General features: G+C 66.5%; 8 protein-coding genes. 2 read left to right on the top strand and 6 right to left on the bottom strand.

The genetic code is table 11. The annotated features are described in order from the left end of the window. From pglZ to pglW, 5 genes are all read right to left on the bottom strand, one after another. Nucleotides 1-2,733, bottom strand: a complete 2,733-nt coding sequence (gene pglZ, locus HP550_RS14510; RefSeq protein WP_175348385.1) for a BREX-2 system phosphatase PglZ — start codon at nt 2,731-2,733, stop codon at nt 1-3. Continuing rightward, nucleotides 2,730-6,503: a BREX-2 system ATPase PglY family protein gene (locus HP550_RS14505; protein WP_175348384.1), complete on the bottom strand. Its 3,774-nt coding sequence runs from the start codon at nt 6,501-6,503 to the stop codon at nt 2,730-2,732. The genes pglZ and HP550_RS14505 overlap by 4 nt, the downstream gene beginning before the upstream one ends. Next, complete coding sequence (pglX, locus tag HP550_RS14500; protein ID WP_175348383.1) at nt 6,503-10,114, bottom strand: BREX-2 system adenine-specific DNA-methyltransferase PglX; 3,612 nt, start codon at nt 10,112-10,114, stop codon at nt 6,503-6,505. Before pglX (HP550_RS14500) ends, HP550_RS14505 begins: the two co-directional genes overlap by 1 nt. Nucleotides 10,115-10,202: 88 nt before the next feature. Continuing rightward, entirely contained in the window at nt 10,203-13,826 is a 3,624-nt protein-coding gene (gene pglX / locus HP550_RS14495; protein WP_175348382.1) for a BREX-2 system adenine-specific DNA-methyltransferase PglX, read from the bottom strand. Further along, nucleotides 13,823-18,004, bottom strand: coding sequence for a BREX system serine/threonine kinase PglW (pglW, locus tag HP550_RS14490; RefSeq protein WP_210768105.1), 4,182 nt, complete (start codon nt 18,002-18,004; stop codon nt 13,823-13,825). Before pglW ends, pglX (HP550_RS14495) begins: the two co-directional genes overlap by 4 nt. Nucleotides 18,005-18,179: 175 nt before the next feature. On the opposite strand from pglW, the gene HP550_RS14485 reads away from it, so the two are divergent. Then, the gene (locus HP550_RS14485; protein ID WP_175348380.1) at nt 18,180-19,223 is read left to right on the top strand and encodes a PDDEXK family nuclease; all 1,044 of its coding nucleotides are present in this window, start codon (nt 18,180-18,182) and stop codon (nt 19,221-19,223) included. 8 nt (nt 19,224-19,231) lie between these two features. Here HP550_RS14485 and HP550_RS14480 read toward each other — a convergent pair whose 3' ends face one another. Next, nucleotides 19,232-20,134 carry a protein NO VEIN domain-containing protein gene (locus HP550_RS14480; protein ID WP_175348379.1) on the bottom strand — a complete coding sequence of 301 codons (903 nt, stop codon included), beginning with the start codon at nt 20,132-20,134 and terminating at the stop codon, nt 19,232-19,234. 161 nt (nt 20,135-20,295) lie between these two features. Here HP550_RS14480 and HP550_RS14475 point away from each other — a divergent pair, with 161 nt between their 5' ends. Further along, nucleotides 20,296-22,338: a hypothetical protein gene (locus HP550_RS14475; RefSeq protein ID WP_175348378.1), complete on the top strand. Its 2,043-nt coding sequence runs from the start codon at nt 20,296-20,298 to the stop codon at nt 22,336-22,338. Nucleotides 22,339-22,341: the final 3 nt, after the last annotated feature.

Genomic DNA, 22,341 nt, shown 5'->3' with positions numbered 1-22,341 from the left:
TCAGGATCCCAGGTCGAACTGCTGACGGAGGAGCGCCGCGTCGAGCACGAGGGTGACTCCGTCCTCGTCCTCCTTGATGACGGGGTACATGTCCACATTCAGGAGCCGACGGAGACTCACGATCGTCCCCGCCACAAGCGGCGTTGCCACCCCTGCCTCTGCCGCAAGGGTGTATCGATGCGCTCGCCCACCGCGTCGAATCGCACCGAGCACGAAAGCTTGCACGACGCCGTCGTCGAGAGGGTGGCGACCGCTGTGCCGACGCTGCTCCGCGTAAGTCGGGGACTGTAGGAGTGCGTCCACCAGCGCGGACTCCGCATCAACGGGTTTGGGCGTGACAGGGTCGGCAACGTCGAAGCCGAGCATTCCCTGCCCGGCATCCTCAGCGTCCCGGCGCAACTTGCTTGATCGTGCGGCCGGCGGGTCCGACACGACCACTGGGCCGGCTCGAAGAGCGCGCCTGCCACCCACCGACGGATCCGGACGAGCGATGACTGGGTCGTTCCACCAGCTCGGCATCTGCGGTGGCCCCGCGCGCCATCCCGCGATCTCGGCATCGGGCGTAGGGGCCAGAACGATGATCGGCACGGTGATCTCGGCAAGGCTCGCCCCGCCGTGGTAACCGGCGGACCGCTTCCCGAAGCGGATGTCCTCATCCCACGCCAGTACCGCGCGACCGCCGGGAGTAAGAACGCGGCGTCCCGCCACCAACACCTCGCCATCCGCCGCGACGGAGTCGGCGGTACGCCAGCGTGCATCCGAGCCGGCGTAGTTGCGCAGCGCCCCGCCGCGTTCGATCACGTGCCCGTGGTCGGAGGTCAGGATGACGGTGCGGCCGGCGATGTACGCCGCGTTGAGCAGCGGCGCCAGGTAGCGGACTGTCTCGTCGGTCCATGCTGTCCCGCCCGGGTCGGCGCTCTTGAGCGCGTCGTCGACGGTGTTCAGCACGACGCCGATGACGCGGTCCGGTCCCTCGAGCGCCTCGACCAGGCTCGCGGGGAGCATGGCGCCAGCCACCGTCTGCAGCTGTTCCTTGTGGAAGATCGCGGCACCGAGATCGTCGCGCCACCGCTTCTTCTCGGCGTCTTGCGTGCCCGTCTGCAACGCACCGGCGAACAGCGAGGTCCGTGAGTACGTGGTCATGCTCGGCAGCACGGCGAGCCCAACGGCCCGGCGTGCAGAGTTGGCTGGGAGCAACTCGGTCCACGTCCGCGCGAGCCCCGAGTCGACGATCTCGGTTGCGACGGCCGCGGACATTCCATCTACGACGACAACGAGCGTGCCTGTGGCCTTGGCCACGGGAACCACGACCCGCTGGCGCAGGTCTTCGAGGGGAACGACGTCGTCGAGGGGTTGGTCATCGGCCGTTGCACGAGCGAGCAGGGCCGCCGCCATCGCGTCACGCTCGCGTCGCTGCCCGCGAACACGCGTAACGAGTTCTCCGTAGACCAGCGCGACCTCGGGGAATGCCGAGCCCGTGTGCACGGCGGCGAGGGCATGATCAACCCACGCGCCATCGTCGACCTGGATGTGGAGCGCCTCTGTCAGGGAGCCGGCCGGCGGGCGCCCGGCGCCGTCCGGTGAGCCAAGCCACCGAACCAGCCGCACGGCCATCTGCGCGGCGACGATCTCCCGCGCATTCCTGCGCGCGAGCCGGTGTTCGAGCAGCTCTGCCAACTGGCTCTCGGGACCAGCCCCGGCCGGGTTCATCAAAAGATTGGCGCGGATGTGCTCGGTCAGATGCCGCAGCCGCGCTCGGAGCCCGGTGGCCAACCAGTCACTTCGTTCGGCACCGTCGGCCCATTGAAGGTCGCCGAGGACGGCTTCCGCTGCGTCGAGCGCGACACCCAACGCCGCATCGCCGGAGTCTTCGTGGCGGGTGGCGATCAACCTGGCCGCATCGGCTAGGGCGCGCGACCTGATCCCGTTGGCGGCAGGGTGAATCTTCGCCTCCGCGCGAATGCGCGCCGCCTTCTGGTCCTCCGTCACCACCGCGTGATCTTCAGGACGCGGCCAGACGACGTCGAGCGCGAGGCCTACCCCGCAGACCGAAACCTGCTGGGCCGCGGCGATGCGCAGAGCGAGCTCGGCCGCAGCGCCGAGGCCGTCGCCGGCCCAGCCCGCGAGCCCATCGCGGAGCGTGGGCGACGTCGACTGCCACGCCAGCCGCCCCTCGGGGGTGTCGAGCCGCAGGAGCAAGCTCCCCTCGTCGAGGGTCGTCGGCAACCGCATGCCCAACACGTGGGAGAGCAGATTGCTCAGGGCGTGGGCCTCGGTCACTGTCCCGGCCGGAGCCGCCGGCCATCCAGGGGACGGCCGCTGGCTGAGCAGGGCCTCGGGCACCCATGAGCCCCGCGCACGAAGGTCCCGATCAGCGGTTCGTGCGCCGAACATCTCGGGGACCGCCGACCACGGATCGATGACGTGCGGTCGGTGACCTCGCGCCCGAAGCAGGATCGTGTCGCCAAGATCATGGGCGTCCCGGTCCGTCAGCACGACGAGGTAGTCCTCCGCACCGAGCTGCTCGTACGCATCCAGCACCGCCAACGCTGAGACGCAAGCTCGCACACGGACAGTGAATCCCGCCTCGACGAGGGCTTCAGGCCCGTCCCACACGGGAGCGGCGCGAAGAATCTCGACTCGCTCGGACGCGCGCTCGACCAACGCGGCCGCTCGTTGCCGGACATAGCCCGCATCGGCAGGGCGAATCCGGCGACTGCTGTCCACACTCATTCCACGACGCTCCATGTGACCCGGATCGTCTTGCCCGGGTGGTCTTGTGCAAACTGCGCAACGCCGCGTCGCACGCGGTCAATATCCACCGACCCTGCGCCCTCGACGACGAGGTCAACGTGATCGGGATCGGTGATTGGTCGATGGGATTCCCCCGATCCGCCCTGCTCCCGCCGATGGCGCTCTTCTGCCTCGCGAGCCAGGCGCTCCCGTTCGAGCCGCTCATTTTCGAGCCGCTCACGTTCGAGCCGCTCATGTTCGAGCCGTTCCCGCTCCTCGCGTTCGCGACGAACCTGCTCCAGTTCCGCGAGGACAAGAGAGTCCGCGTCCGCGCCCGCAGCCAGCAGTGCCGGTGCGAGCGGCGCGTGCAGTTCCTCCGCCCGGGCCGCACCGTGCACGCGGTCGAGAATCTCGCCGCCACCAAGCAACTTGGTGGCAGCGCGAACCTGGTCCCAACGGACGCCGGAGATGGCTTTCGCCACCTCACCTGCGGAGGCCATCGACTTCGCCAACGGCTGGACCTCGGTCGGCACGTCCGCGCGAGCGAGAGCAACGAGCAAGTCCGTGTCGTCACCGTGAGAACTAAGCACGACGATAAGGTCGCGCCCGCGTTCGGCGGTCTGTAAGCGAGCGTTCGCTCCGGCAACGTCGATGCCGAGCTCGGGCCCGTGTCGGAGCAGTGCGTCGACGAGTTGCTCGTTGGGGGCAGCGAAACCTCGTGCCGTTTCGCGGATTTTGGCGGCCAGCCGCTGCACAGCGGGAGCCGACCGGCGGTGCTCGCCCGAGATTCCGAAGAGCGACGCCGCGCGGGCGACTGCCGCCGCCCACTCCCCCTCGTCCGGCAAGGTCGGCGAGGACATCTCGACATCGTCGGGAAGTGCCCCGATGGCGGGCTCGGGCAACCGACCCCCGTGCCGCCGGTATTCCCGGTCGTCGAGAGCCGCCCACGTCAGGATGAGCAGATCTTCGACGTCGCGTGCCATGCCGAAGCCCGACAGCCCGGACCGAATATCGCCGACACGGATCGCGCCGTTCACTGCGGCGGCAGTCGCCACGGACTGCGTGATCTCTCCCCACCAGCGGAACGTCGCCTGCGAGATGGCGAAGACATTCTCGTGCGCCTCGCCCAGTCCGAGGGGCATGGTCACGCGACGAAGCACCTGCGCACGAGGGCGGTCGAGCGCGTCGAGACGGCCGGCTGGCGTGGAGATGGCCTGCCGGACTGCGGCGAGAACGGTAGTGACCTCGCTCCGCTTGACCTCGGACGCGCTGGGCTCGAAGCGTGGGTGCATGGGGTACTGGTCGGCATACGCCTCGTCGAGCACCTTGGCGAGGCCCTCGCGCAACGTCGCGGCGTTGGGCTTACTGATCTGCAGCCCCGCGCGCAGCGTCGCAAAGATGCGGTGTTCCGACTTACCCGCGTCGACGTCGGACTCTCGGGGCGCGTGAATGCCATACGCCTGCAGGAGCGCCTCCCCGAGGTCCGCTCGGAGGGACTCACGCTGCGTCTCGAGTGTGCGTCGCGCCTGTGGGCGTTCCAGGACCGCGAGGTGATCTGCGTTCTGGTCGAACCGGTCGCCGGTGAGGAGGTACTCCAGCAGGACCAGCCGGCCAACGGCGTTCATCCGCTCCGCGGTGAAGAAGTACGGGATCCAGGCAACGGTGTCCGACTCGAGCCCCTCGGACTTGAGCCGGTCGAGGCGTGCGAAGTCGTCGGAGGGGAAGAAGTCCGCCTCGTCGAACGGGTAGTCGATGACGAGCTTCCAGCGGCCTGCGTTCGCGCGCAGCTGGTCATCTCGCACGTTCGAGTCGCGGACGTTGGCGAACATGACCTCCACGTCACGCCGCGATCCGCGCCAGACGTGGTGGTACAGCCGATCGGTCAGCAGGCCTTCTTGTGCGGGGAGGTCGAGCGCCGTGCCCAGGATGTCCCGGATGAGGCGCCGCCGGGTCTCCGCCTTGTCCTCGGCGGCGACGCGCTCGACGACCGACTCGTAGTCCACGCCCGACAAGGTCAGCGTGATGATCGGGTCCTGGCCGGTGCCGACGCGGATCTCGCCGAAGTGGCTCGACCAACCCTTGACCATCTGCAGGACCTGAGTCGCCTCCTGGCCGGGGAGCATCGCACGGACCGACCCGAAGTTCAGCGCCGCGAGGCGCCCTGCGGTCAGGTTCTTCAGGGAACTGGCCTCCGGGACGATCTCCGCGACGAGCAGCGTCTTGGCGAGCCGGTCATGGTTGCGGAACGGGTGCGTGCGCGGCAGGTCCGCGGCGGCCTCCTCGGTCAGCCCGTGCTCGGCCAGCAGGTGCGGACGCAGCCGGTCGCGGTAGAACCGACGGGCCACCTCGAACCGCTGCTCCATCTCGGACGCAAGCGCCTTCTGCTCGAGGACGACGATGTCGAACAGGTCGCCGACAGGGATCACGTCGGTCACCACGAGCTCATCGCGTCCCCGGCACAGCAGCTCGGAGAGCACCTTGAGCGCCGTGCGCTCGCGCTGCAGCAGGGACGAGAGTGCAACCAGCGCATCGATGAGGGCGGGCGAAAATGGGTACACGAGCTCGAACGCGCGCTCGTCGGCGTTCGCGTCATCCGTCAGCAACGCCGACCAGGCCGCGCGGTTCGCCTTGATCTGCCCGAGCGCCGAGCGGAGCTCGCCCGCTGCATGCTCGCTCGTCGGCTGCAGGATCCGCTGGTGGACGATCTTCGGCAGGTCCGCCGCGGCGAGCGTGATGGAGTCGAAGCGGCCCTCGAAGAAGCCGAAATTCTGGGCGATGCCCTGCTTCTCGGCACCCACACCAGCGTCGCCAATGAAGTCCTTCAGGTCACGCTGACGCGCGACGAACGAGATGATCGGCACGGCAAGTGACGCGGACTCCGTCTCGACGAGCTTGGAGACCTTGCCCACCTCGGTGGCGATGAACGTCGGATCCGCAAGCCGCTGGGCCAACCAGAGGACGAGCTCGTCGAGAAAGAGGACGAGACCGTCGTACCCGAGCGAGCGGGTGTGATCCGTCATCGCCTGCAGTCCGTCGGAGATCTCCAGCCATTCACCGCTGTCGACCGATGCGGTGAAGAACGTCTCCCGCAGCTTGGAGACGAGTGCCAGTCGCTGCTTGTCGGTGGGCCCTGCAGCGGCTGCTGCATCAAAGGACTCAGGGGTCCAGGCGCCTCCGGCGGCAACCCTCGATCCGAACCCTCCGCCGGCCGGGGCGGCCACACCCTCATTCAGTCGTGTGAAGAAGGCCCCGTCCCCGAAGTCGGCACGCAGGCCGCGCGCATCCGCCAGCAACGAGTCGGACTTGTGCAGAACCGGCAGGGCCTTATCCGGGTGGCGACGTTTCACCTCGGCGAGGTACCCGCCGAACAACGCTTCCTCCAGCGACTTCTTCCCCAGCAGGTGGTAGTCGACAGCGAGGTACCGCTTGGTCAGGGTCGCTTCGTGCTTGGCGACGACTTCCTGGAGACGAGGCAGGGCCCGCGCCGTCGCGTTCCCCGTCAGCAGGAGATGGAGCACCGCCATGAAGTGCGACTTGCCGGACCCGAACGAGCCATGGACGAACGCACCCTTGGGCGCTCCCGAATTGACCGCGCTCCCGACCAGTCCCAACGCCGAGTCGAACGACTTCGCGATCGCATCCGTGACGATGTACTCCCCCAGCGTCCGGTCGGCAGCCTCGACGCCGGCGTGCAGCTGGAGGACAAAGTCGGCCGCCGCGACGTGCGTGGGGATGTCAAGGACATCCCGCAGCGGGGTGGTCTGGCTCATCAGGCGTCCTTCCGGGGGCGGCCACGGGTGACCGCCGGTGGGGTCCATGCCGTCACGCCATCGCGGGTGACGCCGTACTCGTGCAGCTCTCCGTCGAGGAAGCCGCTGACTGCTGCGGCCGGGCTCGTGCCGAACGCCGGGTCGATCTCGTGGTGCCACTGCGCGACCCACGGCTCGACCTCGGCAAGACCCGCGAGCAACGGGATCACCGTGTCGTGGGTTGCGCCTGCAGCCTTGGCATCACCGACGAGGCGCGCGAGAGCCAATCCCTGCTCCGCGTAGTTCCAGCCCGCCCACCCGAGCACCGTCGAACCTTCGCCGGTCCGCGTCACGCGTGGGTACACGATGAACCGCTCCTTCGGCACGTCGAGCTTGCCGCGCGCCTTCCAGTAGGCGGTCCTGACGAAATCGACCTGACCGAACTTGGGCGGAACTGCGATCGTCGGCTTTGTCCCTGGACCACCGACATCGATGCGGTCCTCCTCACGCTGGAGGTCCCAGACGTGCTGCCACTCGCGGAACTTCTCCACCCCGGACGGCTTGTAGCGCAGCGCGGCAAGGTAGGGAACGGCCTCCTCCGCGATCAGCCGCTCCAACGCAGGGACGACGTCGACCTCCGCACCGCCCACGAGGCGCTCCAGAAGATCGATAAGCACCTGGTCGTCGCGGAGCAGGTCAGCCAGCTCGGCGACCGACCGTGTCACGGGACCCGACGCATCGCGCCACAGCTCCGCCTGCTCGAGCCGGTCGAGCACCGCCGCGGTCACGGCATCCTTCTCAAGCGTGTCCCAACCGCGCGTCGCCCACCGTCGCTTGTACTCGGGCCGCTCGAGCAAGCCGATGAACGGGTCCGACGCGATCAGCGCCAAGCGCCTCTCGACAACGTCGCGGTAGTCCGCTGGCCAAGAAGTGGGGAGGCCGGTGATCGGAGTGCTTCCGTGGCGGACGAACCAAGTGGACTCGTCCGCGCCAGACTCGTTCCGTCGGGCAAGTTGGATCTCGAATGCGCGCTCGCCAAGTGCAAGGCCTGCGAGCCCCGCACCGGCATAGGTCAGGTTGCCGTCGACGAGTCCGAAGGCGCTGTAGGCGGCCCAATCGAGCTCTTCCTGTTGAAAGACCATCTCCTCGAGTACGGCCAACCAACTACGACGACTCTCATCGAGCATCCCGACTTGTGAGGATGCAGTATTTCGAGCCAAGAGCGCATCGGGTTCTCCATCATCAAGCGCTCGGGCCAGGTCATCCAATTTCTTACCAAATGCCATGAGATTAGTAACAGGCAGGGGAAATCTTTCAAGCTTGGTGCCTGTGAATTCGTAGAACTCCTCCCACTCGTCGTGCATGAACCCACCGGTTCCGGATTGACTTCCCTTACTGTGGGATACCTGCTTGAGCCAGAAGCATGCGGTGCTGGTGTTGAGGATCGCGAGGAGGTTGAGGTGATCCTCCTCCGTCGCCAAAGCCGGCAACTTGATCACGGGTGCCGACCGATTAAAAACCTTACCACCACGATCCAACACAAAATGATTATGTGTAGCCACAAACGCAAACGTGATGGATCGACTTGCGCCTGCTTGCGGAAGCTGGTGCCATTCGTAGAACGCCTTTCCAGCCTCCCGATAGGTTTGCCCCGAAAAGACCCGACGCGACCACAGTGTTGTTCGACGCTGCCACAGCAAGCGATTCACTGCATCCGACAGCAATTCCGCACTTAGCAGTTCGTGAAACTCGTCGTACGGAAAGATCGCGGACTCTGAGAACTCCGCAGAGTAGTCGCGAACCAGTTCACCTCGGGTTGCCCGGCGAACCTCCTTCTGAATGCCCAATTGGGCGGGCAATCTGTCGGCGAAGAATGCCTCGTCTGCGTGTGAGTCACCGAAGAACCCTATGCGATCGACCCGCGCACCCAACTGGTCAGGCCGACGATCAATCGCCTCCTTGAGCGCTCCGGCTCCGCCCCCAGATAGCGACCAAGGATGCCGTGCGAATTGATCACGCGGAGTGGCCGCAACCGTCACGAACTTGCCTTCGAAGTGATCCGATTGCACGTTCGCCACCAGTTCTGACCAGACCAGTCCTCGCGCAGGTTCGGTCGGCTGTCCAGGCTCACCACGAATGCCCATCACAGTCTTGATTGAACCAGAAACGGGTCGCCGTCTGCGTCCCACAAGGATGACCGTCGGAGTTCCATGTCCAGGAATATACGCGCCTGACGTGTCTGCCACGAGCTCCAGATCAACCGGATTGCTAAAATCTCGACCGGAGAGAAACTCTTCGATCAGCTTCCGTCCAAACTCGCGCTTCATGAACGAGTTCGCGGTGATTTGACCGACGTACCCCGCCGATCGGATCGGGTCTTCTCGGGCAGCCAGGCGGAAGAAGAGCTCCATGAACGGCACCGATAGCGCGTACTGTCTGTGACAAGTGGGGTATGCAAGTCGATACCGATCCGCGAGCGCCTTGTCCTTCGGCGTAATGTAGGGCGGATTGCCTACCACCGCGTGATACTGACCAGGCGTCAGGATTCCTTTATAGTCGCCCAGATCCTCCGTGGCATAAGCAAATGCGTCCTCGCTAGCGAGCAGATCCCCTTGAGTTCCCTGCTCGCCCAACAGCGAATCACCGATTGCCAGGCGGAATCCGTAAGCCGGTGCGCCAACGAACGATCGTTCGCCGGACGCTCGGAGCGCGCTGACCGTCAGCCGAAACCGAGCGATCGCAACCGCAAACGGGTTGAGGTCAACACCATGGACAGAATCGAGAGCCCGCTGAACACGTTCTCGGCGATCGAGAGCCGGGGCCTCGTCGGTCCAATGCGCGAGGAGGCGGTCGAAGGCGCCGAGCAAAAAGTGGCCCGAGCCGCAGGTCGGGTCGATCATCTTGAAGTCCTTGAGCCCGAACTCGGCGATGGCCGGTTCGAGGGTGCGGTCCAGGATGAACTCCTCGACGAACACCGGCGTCTGCAACAGGGCGAACGTCTTCTTCGCGTACTCGGACAGGTCCTGGTAGAGGTCCCCCAGGAAGCGCGTGTCCAAGTCTGCGTCCGTGAAGTCGTGGTTGAGCGCTCCTGCCTCGTCGGTCCGCCGGAAGAACTCAAGCAGTCCGCGCGCGGCCTCCGGGGAGATGTCGGCGCGCCACACCGGGTTGTGGGCCGGGTCGACCAGCGACTTGCCCGCCGGCAGGTTTGCCAGCACCGAGAAGGCTTCCCGCCACCAATGCCGATCGTTGCGAGCAGGGTGATCGGTGAAGTAGCCGGTCTGGTGCTCGACGGCGCGCGCGACACGTGAGCCGGTCGGCGTGCCTGTAGGACCGGCGATCCACGGCGCGGGAATCTGCCCGTCGGCGACCGCTCCCTCGAGCAAGTCGTTGTCCTCGCAGAAGCGGATGAACGTCGCCGCGATCAGCCACGCCACCGCTGCCTGGGAGATCTCGCCGTCGCGCCACGCCGACCAGGTCAGGCCCGTGCGGCCTGCGGCGGTCGCGTAGTCGAACTGCTCGCGGAGCTCGCCCGACCACGCGACCTCGGCATCTTCCGCTTGCTTGCGCAGGTCGGCCTCCACCAGCTTGAGCTGGCCTCGCAGGTCTTTCAGCAGGGCACTCGAGACGATCACGCGTGAGCTCCAAACGCAACGGGCGCCGGGGAAACGGCGGCGGTGACGTGCGTGCCGATGACGTCACGTAGCGGGATGGTCTGGCTCATCAAGCGTCCTTCCGGGGGCGGCCACGGGTGGCCGCCCGTGGGGTCCAAGCGGTCACGCCATCACGGGTGACGCCGTACTCGTGCAGCTCTCCGTCAAGGAAGCCACTGACCGCTGCGGCCGGGCTCGTGCCGAACGCGGGGTCGATCTCGTTGTGCCACTGCGCGACCCACGGCTCAACCTCGGTCAGGCCTGCTAGCAGCGGGATCACCGTTTCCTCCATCGCGCCTGCCGCCTTGACATCGCCGACGAGCCGCGCGAGTGCCAAGCCCTGCTCCGCGTAGTTCCAGCCTGCCCAGCCGAGCACTGTTGAGCCCTCGCCGGTGCGGGTCACACGGTGATACGCAATGAAGCGCTCCTTGGGCACGTCCAGCTTGCCGCGCGCCTTCCAGTAGGCAGGCTTGAGGAAGTCGAACTGACCGTACTTCGGCGGGACCGCGATCGTCGGTTTGGTCCCCGGACCACCGGATTCGATCCGGTCCTCCTCCCGCTGAAGCTCCCACGCGTGCTGCCACTCGCGGAACTTCTCCACTCCCGACGCTTTGTAGCGCAGCGCCGCGAGGTACGGCACCGCCTCCTCAGCGATCAAACGTTCCAATGCCGGCACGACGTCCACGTCAACGCCGCCTGCTAGGCGCTCCAACAGCTCGATGAGCATCCGGTCGTCACGGAGCAGGTCAGCCAGCTCAGCTACCGACCGAGTCACGGGACCCGACGCATCGCGCCAGTGCTCCGCATTCTCAAGCCGGTCAAGCACCGCCGCTGTCACGGCGTCCTTCTCCAGCGCGTCCCACCCGCGCGTCGCCCACCGACGTTTGTACTCCGGCCGCTCGAGAAGCCTGATGTTTGGGTTGGACTCGATCTCGACGAGCCGCCGCTCAATAAGTGCGCGGTACGAGCTGGGCCACTTTGTCGGGATCTCGCCAGTTGGAGCGAACTTGTGGTTGTGGTGCGTGAACCACGTCGTCGACGTGCGTCCGGCGTCGACATCTCGAGCGAGCGCGATCGCGAAGGCACGCTCGGAGGGACCGACAGAATTGACGTCTGCATCGCCATACGTGAAGTCTTCGTCTGTGAGGCCGTACGCCTGGTAGGACGCCCAGTCGAGTTCCTCCTGCTCGAACACGAGTTGTCCGCGCAGTTCGTTCCACCGGACCTCGGCTTCCGCTAGGGCGTTCGCCATCCGGGCGGATGTTACGTCTAGCGCTTCGACCGGGGCGGTTGCTGAGAGGGCGCCGCCAAGTGCATCGAGTACCCGGCCACGTTCAGCCAGAGGCATGGCCGGCAAAGGAAACTCCTGCACCTTCGTGCTGGTGAACTCGTAGCGGTGCTCCCACGGCTCGTCCGCACCGGCCAGCTCGGCCCCCGGTCGACCCTTGTTATGGCTGACCTGCTTGAGCCAGAAGCATGCGGTACTGGTGTTGAGGATCGCGAGGAGGTTGAAGTGATCCTCCTCGGTCGCCGAAGCCGGCAACTTAATCACTGGCGCCGTCCGTCCGAATGCTTTCCCACCCCGATCCAACACAAAATGATTATGCGTAGCTACATACGCAAATGTTATAGACCATACATGCGCCCCAACATCTTTGGGCAGTTGGTGCCATTCGTAGTATGGTCGCCCTTCTGCAAAATATGTCTGACCCGAGAACGTCGCTCGATTACCGAGTTCGCAACGCACACTCCACAACCTCCGCGATGACGCTGGAAACGCATCGAGGGATAGCAGGACATGACTGTTGCCGTATGGAAAGAACGTTGGGTCGGCACTAATGATTTGGAAATCACGGACCTGCTCTCCGACGACCAGCGGCCGAAAGTCGTCGGGTTCACCCAACCGTCGAGCGAGGTCGGGCGGGACCATAAACGCGTCATCGGCGCCCATTATTCCAAACACGCCGATCCGATAGGCAACGGCGCGCGGCACGAGCGTGCCCATCGAATCGATACGCGCCTTTAGGTCGCCCGCGCCGCCACCCGTAAGCGACCATGGGAACGTCGATAGAGCATCGCGATCGAGATCCGACACCGTTACGAAAGGCCCTTGATAGCCCGGCTCGTCCAGATGATCGACTATATCCGTCCAGACCAGACCAGTGGCCGGCTCAGTTGGCTGACCAGGTTCACCTCTCACTCCTAGGGCCGCTCGGACCGTCGCGCCCAGTGGACGACGCCTCCTGCCGATAAGAATGACCGTCGGCGTTCCATGTCCAGGAATGTAAGCACCAGACGTGTCGATAACAGATCTTAAGTCAACTGGGTTTGATTCGTCACGGCCGGCAAGCAGGATCTCAACGAGCGGCCTCCCGAACTCTCGCTTCATAAATGAGTTGGCTGTGATCTGCCCAACAAAGCCTGCGCCATGCGATCCGTCAGCCCGTGCCGCCAATCGAAAGAACAATTCCATGAATGGAACAGAAAGTGCATACTTGCCGCGGCACATCGAGTACGCTCGACGGTAAGACTCGCTGAGCGTCTTATCTTTTACTGTGATGTAGGGAGGATTGCCCACAACCGAATGGTACCTACCCGGCGTCAGCACGCCGCGATAGTCCTCGATGTCCTCGGTCGCATACAAAAAGGTCTCATCAGGGACTAGCAAGTCACCCTGCGTCCCTTGCTCCCCTAATAGTGAGTCGCCGATCGCGACGTGGTGACGGTATACAGGGGCGCCCAGCAGTGAACGGTCACCGGACGCCCTGAGCGCGCTTACCGTGAGGCGGAATCGAGCGATCGCAACGGCGAACGGATTGAGGTCGACCCCGTGGATGGAGTCCAGCGCACGTTGAACGCGCTCTCGGCGGTCGAGGCCTGGGGCCTCGTCTGTCCAGTGGGCTAAGAGGCGGTCGAAAGCACCGAGGAGGAAGTGGCCCGAGCCGCAGGTCGGGTCGATCATCTTGAAATCCTTGAGCCCGAACTCGGCGATGGCAGGTTCGAGGGTGCGGTCGAGGATGAATTCCTCGACGAACACCGGCGTCTGCAGCAGGGCGAACGTCTTCTTCGCGTACTCGGACAGGTCCTGGTACAGGTCGCCGAGGAAGCGCGTGTCGAGATCGGCGTCCGTGAAGTCGTGGGCGAGCGCACCCGACTCGTCGGTACGGCGGAAAAACTCGAGCAGGGCGCGTGCGGCCTCCGGGGAGATGTCGGCGCGCCACACGGGGTTGTGCGCCGGGTCGACCAGTGCCTTGCCAGCGGGCAGGTTCGCCAACACAGAGAAGGCCTCGCGCCACCAATGCCGATCGTTGCGGGCGGGGTGATCGGTGAAGTAGCCGGTCTGGTGCTCGACGGCGCGCGCGACACGGGAGCCCGTCGGGGTGTCTGTGGGACCGGCGATCCACGGTACGGGGATCTGCCCGTCGGCAACCGCGCCCTCGAGCAGGTCGTTGTCCTCGCAGAACCGGATGAACGTCGCCGCAATCAGCCACGCCACGGCAGCCTGCGAGATCTCTCCGTCCCGCCACGCCGACCAGGTCAGGCCTGTGCGGCCCGCGGCCGTCGCGTGGTCAAACTGCTCACGGAGCTCGCCCGACCACGCGACCTCGGAGTCCCCCGCCTGCCGGCGCAGGTCAGTCTCCACCAGCTTGAGCTGGCCTCGCAGGTCTTTCAGCAGGGCACTCGAGACGATCACGCGTGAGCTCCAGACACCGCAGACTCCAGATCAAGAGGGACGTCGACCGGGCGGTCGGCGCCGAGGGGAATGGCGTGGCCATCGAGGGTCGGGATCGCGACCGCCCTGGGGCGTGGCACCAATAGCCACCGCGCCGCGGGTCGGTCGGTCGCCAAGTCGAGCATCTCCGCCAGCGCCGACGTGAAGCCGTACCGCAGTAGCGGGCCGGCGTTCGTCAGGAGAAGCGGAGAGGTGTCGGCCATGAGGCGATCCCACACCGCAGTGACCGTTGGCTCGAGGAAGACGCGTAGATCCGAGCCCAAGGGCGAAGTCGGCGGCTCAACGTCCGCGCCAAGCACGAACTCCCACGACGCACCGACCACCTTCGCATCGGCTCGGGCGGCACGCACGAGCTCAGCACCGACGTCGACGGTTCGGATCTCGGGGAATACCCGCCCGAGCATTCGCGTCGTGCTGACGTAAGCGTCGGGGTGCGCGCAGAGCGTGACCGCTGACTTGGTGCGCAACGACGACACAAGCTGGGCGGCAACCTGACTGGCAGGAACCAAGCCCCGATGAACCGATGAACCCGTCGAGGTTCCGGTCCTGCCCGTGCTGGACTCGACCCGCGTGAAGACGTCGCCCGTGGCGCGCATCCCGGGAACAGCAGACTCGACGACCGAGTCGAGCTGAGGGCGGCCGGGAACGTCAATCACGCTCGGGAATCGCGCCGTGACGCGCCGTCGAATGCCAGCGACATCGATCGTCCGCAGGCCCTGGCCCGCGAGAACGGCGCGCACCGCGACGCGCCAGTCGAGGGTCCGCAGGTAGAGCTCGCCGGAGTTCGAGAGCAACGCGGATGCGGACGCCGACGCCGCCAGCCGGACCAACCGCTCATCCTCCATTGCGCCCGACGAACCGATGCCCCGCAGTGTGCTCCGCGCCCGGACATGCGGGACGGGTTCACCCGCCGCCACGAGTCCGTCGGCCGCCGCGGCAAGCCGCTCGGCGAGGTCGAGAAGCGTCTCCGCTGCCGCGGCCGGTCGCTCTCCCGACTCCAGCGCGGTCGCGAGGACGACGCGCTCCCCCACGCGGCGCACGGCCAGACGGGGAGCTGGCCTCACGGCATCGATCTCGGTGGCGGCTCGGACATACCCCGCAGCGCGACGCACACGATCCCGTGCCGAGACCGCAGAGCCGTGTGTCCGGAGCACGGCGTGCGTGAGCTCGTCGAGTGCCGCTACGCCGCCCAACTGCTGCAGCAGCGCGACAACGTCGTCATCCGGGCGGGCCGCCTTCCGAGCGGCCCATACGGTCGCGGCCGCCGCGACCTGTTCGGCGACCTCCGAGCGCGGCAGACCGACCACCGTCGCGATGTCCGCGAGCGCCGGCCACATCCCAAGGGCATCTGCTGCGGCCTCGTCACCAGGCTCCGCGGCGCCAACCATCAACTTGACCGATCGCGTCATCGCGACGGACCGGGCCTCCAGAAGTCGCTGGACCACGACCTCAACAGCAGAGGCGTCAACGTCGTGCACCGAGATCCGGCCGAGGGCGGCCACGTCCTCGTCGAGGAGGCGACCGCGCCATTCACGAACCCGCGCCTGCACTTCTTTGCGGAACCGTTCGCCCAGCCCGGCGATCGAGTTGACCTCGACCGGGCTCCGACCCAGGAGCTCGCGAATCGTGGACGCACCGAGGCGTCGAACCCCCGACAGCGCGCGCGCCGAGAGACCAGCGTTTTCCACGGTGGTGTCCAGCGTCGCGGCGGCCGCGAGTGCCTCTCGCGCCTTTGCGTCCAGCTCGTCGTCGGGTCGGTCGTCGATCTCGTCGAAGATCGACTGCCAGGCACGCGCCATCTCGTCGACCGAGCCGAAGCGGCCATCCGGGTCACTGGCGAGTGCCGACCGGAAGAAGGCCAGCAGGCCGGACGCCACGCTCGGCTCAAATGTCGACTCCGTGAAGCCGACCAGGTCCGACGCGCCCTGCGGCTGCGAGCCCCCGCTCATCCACCACGGCATCGCACCGGCAGCCATCTGGAACAAGGTCACCGCGACGGCGTAGAGCTCGGCGGCCCGATCGAACTGCCGGCGGCGCCCCTTGCCCAATCCCGGGTCGAGGTAGTCGGCCGTCCCCGACGACAGGTTGGTCAACGGCTCGACCGCGAGCGACAGATCGAACAAGTTGAGCCGTGGCCGGCGCGTCGACCGATCGGGACCGATGGCGAGGTTCGCGGGCTTGATGTCCCGGTGGAACACCCCCCGCTCGTCCAAGTGCGCGACGGCCTCGAAGAGGTCACGGCCGTAGTTCTCGAGCTGTTCAATGGTCGACCTGCCTTCGGCCTCCAATCGCGCCGCGAGGGTCTCCGCACCCGCATCGGTGAGCAGAATCGCGCTGCGCCCCTGGATGTTCACCGGCCCATCGACGAGCTTGACCACCCGGGGGTGATCGAGGCGCGCGAGCACCCCTGCCTCGTCGGCCAACCGAGCGATCGAGCGCTCGTCGCGCGCGACTTTCAGGATGAGCCCATCTTGTCCCGAGTCGTAGTCGGTGACCTCGAGCGCGATGCCCGTGCTCCCCGAGCCACGTCTGCCGGTCACCTCGAACCGCTCGCCGAGGATCGCCCCCTTAAGGGCGTCGACGGGGTCGATCTCGGGCCGCGGCTCCGTGATCGGCTCGGTGACCAGCTCGTAGGCGGCGGTGAGGGCGTCGAGCACCTCGTCGACGCTGGCCATGCGGTCTGTCTCGATAGCCCGGGTGGCGTCCAGGACGACGGTCGCGAACGGTTCGGGGATGTCCGGCGCGGCGGCTGACGGATCGAGCCCGCCCGCCGATGCCAGCTTCTGCTCAAGCTCGGCGAACGTCGTCGCGGGTGCCGTGCCCGTGAGCACCAGGTAGGCAAGCGCGCCGAATCCGTAGACGTCCAGCGGGACTGGCGGTAGGTCCGCCCGACCACTGAGCTGTTCCGGCGCCAGGTAGAGCTGGGAGGTCACGTCGACGAGGTTGAGCACATCGGCGGCACCCTGGGAGTGGATAGTCAGCTGCGTCGTGCGCGAGCTGGCGACCCGCTGCCCGGTCATCCAGTCCCGGATGGCGACGTGCGGCTTGGCACCCGCCTCACCAATGACCTCGATCTGGCGGGGCGTTAGTGCACGGTGCATGAGCCGACGCTCGTGCGCCCAGCGGAGCGTCTCGCCGATATCCCGAATGATCGCCAGCCGACTGTCGAGGTCCAGGTCGGCACCGTGATCTGCGATCCAGTCGTCGAGGAAGCGCGCCTTCGGGTTGTAGTCGAACAGGAGCGCAGGCCCGCTGTCCGTCTGGTAGAACTCGCGCGGGCTGACGATGCCGTCATGATTCAGACCGTCGGTCAGGGTGAACTCGCGTTCGGCACCGATGACGATCTCGGCCCGCTGCTGCGCGCCCGCCCCGGGCGGGACATCGAACAGCCGGAGCCGACGCTTCGCGCCTTGGAGGTGCGGGTGCATCGCCAGCAAGTCCTGCCAAGTCGGGCCCTCGCCCAACGGGTCGGCTTTCTCTAGCGAGTAGTCGCCGATCATCCGCGTCTTCGGAGTGGGCGCGAACCCCGCGTGCAACATCAGGGTCTCAACCTTGCGAGCTTGGGTCCCGTCGATCATCCGGCTCGAGTCATCCGCTGGCGTGCCCAGGAACGTGCCGAGGGTGTGGTCGCCAGCCCAGCTCACGCCGGCACCGTCGAGCGTCAAGATTCGCTGCCCGGCGTGGTCATCCAGATCGACGACGCTGCCCTGAGCATGCAGAACCACCAGCGCACCGATGAACGGCACCGCCGAACGTTCCTGCGCGTTCCGTGCCTTGGCCATCAGGAGGCTCTTGAGCCGCTTGGCCTTGAGCTCGGTCAGCCACAGCGGGTTCTTCTCGGTCCGCACGGTTCCCGCGCCCGACGTGACGCGCCACGACTGCTGGGTTCCGCCGATCTTGCCGGACCAGCCCTTGAGCTCGACGACGAAGACGCCCACGCGCGTCACGATCACCGCGTCGAGCTCAGCCGTCCGGCCGTTCAGGTCGACGAACGTGACGTTGGTCCAACCGCGCGCAACCGGTCCAGCACACACGACGGCACGGAGCCGTTCGAGCGCCTCGGCTTCCGCCGGGCTCGCCGGATCCCCCAGCGACTCCCACTGCGTCATGGCGCGCGCGTCCCCTGCTTCGTGGTCCAAGTGGTTCTCCTGGGCATCCTGCCAGTGCGTGAGCGATACACCCAGGACCGTCCGTGCGCTCCGGGGCAATAGTCGGGAAAGTCCCCCATCGAATCTCCGACGCCATCCATTCACGGTCGTGACGGTCGGTACGTTGACAGCAGCCACGCCCAATCCGACGTAGCGGAGCCCACCCATGCTGTACGACCTCACCACCGGCGCACTCCAGAAGGTCCCGCCGACCACGTTTGCTGCCGAGCACATCCTCGAGCGCACGCATCTCCAAGCCGCGGTGCGTGATCACATCGAAGTCCTGGGTGGAGACCTGCTCGTTATCGCGGAGGAGTTCGGCGACTTCGAGGACGCCCACCGCCGCATCGACCTACTGTGCCTCGATCGATCAGGCCGCCTCGTCGTCGTCGAGCTCAAGCGCACCGACGGCGGCGGACACATGGAGCTGCAGGCCTTGCGCTACGCGGCGATGGTCTCGGTGATGACGTTCGACGACCTCGTCAGCACGTACGCACGCCACAAGCAACGTCTCGGACTCGAATCGAGCGACGAAAGCTCGGTTCGAGCTGCGGTGCTGGACTGGCTCGGCACCGGCGATGAGGAGCCGGTCATCGGGCGCGAGGTCGCCATCGTCCTGGCGTCGGCCGACTTCAGCCAGGAAGTCGCGACCACCGTGCTGTGGCTCAACGAGTTCTACGGCATGGACATCCGTTGCGTCCGACTGTCGCCGTACAAGCACGACGGCCACCTGTTGCTCGACGTGCAACAGGTCATTCCGTTGCCGGAAGCGGAGGAGCTCGTCGTCCGTCTCAAGCGCCGCGAAGCCGCCGTGCGCGAGAGCCGGAACGACTCACACGATCTGACGAGGTACGCGATCACCACACCAGGAGGCGAGACCGATCCGCTCCCCAAGCGGAAGGCGGTCCAGGCCCTCGTTCGGGCACTGCACGAGCTCGGCGTCCCGCCGGAGCAGATCGCTACACAGCTGCCGGCTGGACGGTTCCTCGTCGTCGCAGGGACGCCCGAGGGCGACGAACTCTGGTCCGCCTTCGCTCAGACCTACGGCAGGACGCCAGAGAATCGCCGACGGTGGTTCCTCGATGACCCCATCATCGACTCGGGCCAGACCTGGGTCTTGTTCAGCAACTGGGGCACCAACACGCTCGAGACGCTTCGCGGGCTCGTCTCGCTGGCGCCCGGTGTCGTGGGCTTCAGCGCGAAGGCATAGCGCGCCTCTCAGCCGCCAAACGGCGCGGCGTCGTCAGTCTTCCAGCCGTACGTGAGCGGCGTCAGGTCGACGTCGTCGGGCGTCCAGCTCAGGAGCCGCAGATCACCACCCATGGCTCGGCGTGGTGCGCCGGGGGCATCGTCCAGCCGGATGTTGGAGACGACGCCGATCACGCATCGGCCCGGATGCTCACGCGCGAATCGAACCTCGTTCTTCGTCACGATGACGGAGGCACCGGCTCCGGTCGTGCCTTTCGCCTCGAGGTACAGAGTTTCGCCGTCCCTGGTCGCTACAGCATCGAAGGGGTTCGTCAGGCGGACGTCGCTCACCTCCCATTTGCGTGACTCGAACCAGGCGGTCATGACGAGCTGCCCACGGTCCTCGATGAGTTTCCGGTCCGCTGCGGACTGCCGCATCGACGTTCCTGTGGTGGGTGTCGACGTTCCGATCGAGTAGTACGCGCTCCATGAGGCCTCGAGGTCTGCGACCGCCTCAGGCTTGACGCGAGTCCCGCTGCCCAAGATGTAGTTCCACTTCACGAGCGGTAGGGAAGCAAGGAGCTCCTCGGTGGGCAGCGGCGCGTCGAGCGGTAGCAGCGACTCCCACCGGACATCGGCGTAGTTGGCCTGGCCGCCATGGTCAGAATCCCAATGGTCGCCCTGGTAGACATCGGACTCGACCCACCCCGCAGCAACGAGGCCACGCACGCCGGTGCCTTGCCGGAGAAGAATGACTCGGTCGCCTGGCGCCATCCGGGTGTTCTGTCCGGTCGACCACCGATCCTCGTAGGCCACACCCGCGGCCGCCTGTGCGATCCCGTCAGACCAGGCGGCCTCGTCGATCGTGGAGAACGCCGGGTTCCATGTCATCAGATACGTGTCGAATCCGGAGCCGCTGCGTCCGTCGTCCATGGTGGCTCCTCACTAGTTGCTGCGACCGTCGCCCGCCATCGAAGCGGACAGACATCGGTGGAGTCGGCAATGCCATCCCGACACGCACGGGCGCCTCGAGATCAGCAATGCGACCTGCGCACCACGTCCGAGCCACGGACGAGATCGCTAGAGTCCGCAAGGTGAGCCGACAGCGCGTGATGCTCGAACTGGATGAGGAGCGACACGTCCTGCGTACTGGCGAGCTCGTCAGTGCCCCGGGCAGCCCGCCCGAAGTCCGATGGTCGGATGGAACCGTGCAAACGATGCGGGACAGCCGTCGGAGGGGCTACCACTACGTGACGCCTGTGCTGGGAGGTCTCGAACATCGACTGCTCGTTGACCCTGACGGTGCTCGTGCGCTCTTCCAGAGCGTTCCCGTCGAGGCATTCCTCCTCGCCCTCCGCGACGCGACCGAACCCCAGTTGAGCAAGGACCTGATCGCCGGCTGGGAGCGCGCGTTCGACCGAACGGAAGTCGCTGCCGCGTGGCGAAAGGCCAAGGTGCCGTTCGAGGACCTTCCTGAAGTTCGGGTCAGGGGCGCCGATCGGGCGCGGCGCTACCTGTGGGTCGGCGAAGACGAGATGCAGAGACCGCCCGCGGAGCAGACGCCCTCGGTCGCTCCGGCGGACGTGGTCGCCGACGTCACCCTTGAGACAGAGATCGATACGGCCCACGACGTGGCGACACTCGCGACGGCACCGGTCGCTCTGCCCGCGCGCAACCTTGTGCGGGACTTCAAAGCACTCGCGCGCGGCAAGGGCGCAGACCTCCCGGTCGACGAGCTCGATGCCCAGGTCCGAACAGCACCGCCCGCCGTCCAGGCGCTCTACGGGGCGCTCAGTGCCTCCGAGTGGCGGACGGCTCTCGGTCGAGCGCTCGCAACGCCACTGAAGTCGGCGATCTCGATGGCGGAGTTCGGCGATGAGGTCCTTGCGTCCGCGCTCGACCGTTCGCAGGGCGCTCTCGGCCTCCTCTTCCTGGCCCTCCCTCGCTCGTCAAAGGCAGTTCCTGATGCAGGACTCGACCCAGAGGGCATCGTCGCAGTTGTGGGAAGGGCGATCGAGGAACATCGCGTCCATCGGTCCTCCGCGGATGCGAAACCCCTCGCGGCCGCCCTGGGCTTCCTTCTGGATCGGGTCCTGGCCGAGCCCATTGCCAGTCGATTAGCACCGTCGACCGTTCTGTCGACAGCGGCCGCCGCAGATCGGCTCCGACCACAAAAAGAGGACCACGAGGCATCTGTCGGGGCCTTGAATGCCTCGATCGTGACTCTCGGCCGCGACGGCTGGGCGCGGCTCCCGGCCGCCGACAAGGCCTCAATAGCCCGACGTGCAGCCCGCGGCGCGCTGGCCCCGGGGACTGCGCGCGTCCGATTGATGACAACCGTGTGGCGATTCGAGCCCGATCAGATTCGAGACGCTGCGTGGTGGGAACGCGTGACGTTCGACGACCTCGTCGCCATCGCAAGCTCGTCCACCCGATCGATTCTCACTGATCCCGCAATCAGGTCGTCGGTCGTAGACCCGCGAACTCGACGAGCGCTGGACGACGCGTCGACGCGGCGGCGTCTGATGACCGTGCTGGCAGCCCCTGGAGAGATTGCCCCAGCGCTTGGCGCCGATCACGTGCGGGAGGCGATTACTCGGGTCGCCGCCGACGACGACCTCACCCGCGAGTGGCTCGGCGAAATTCGTGACGATCGGGGGAAAGCCGCTCTCGAGCACCGCCTCGACGCGGCCGTGCAAGAGGCGCACACCCTCACGAGCTCCGTCGCAGAGGCTCAGGCAACGACCGCCGCCGCGACCGACCGCCTTCAGCGCGCCGAGCAGCGCTTGCGCGATGCCTCGGACACAACCGACGCGCTTCGCGACTCCCAGTCCCGGCAAATTCGGGTCGACGCGATGCGGGCGCTGGCGGACATGGCGTCCTACGTCGGAAGCGCGCTTGAACGGCAGTCCGCGGAGCGGATCGGCGGCCGAGTGGCGGCAATCGCTGCGCGCGAGGGACTGACCCGATTGGGTGAACCTGGCGAGCATGTCCCGTACAAACCGTCCGAACACGACCTCGTGGGTTCTCCAGCAGAGCCAGGAACGGCGGTCGTTGTCAGACACGTGGGCTACACATGGGACGGACCTGACGGCGAGATTGTGCTCGCCCGAGCCTTGGTCGAGCGAGCCACATAGGAG

Source organism: Cellulomonas humilata (assembly GCF_013359775.1).
Lineage (GTDB): Bacteria > Actinomycetota > Actinomycetes > Actinomycetales > Cellulomonadaceae > Cellulomonas > Cellulomonas humilata.
This window is presented reverse-complemented; position numbering and strand designations above follow the sequence as displayed.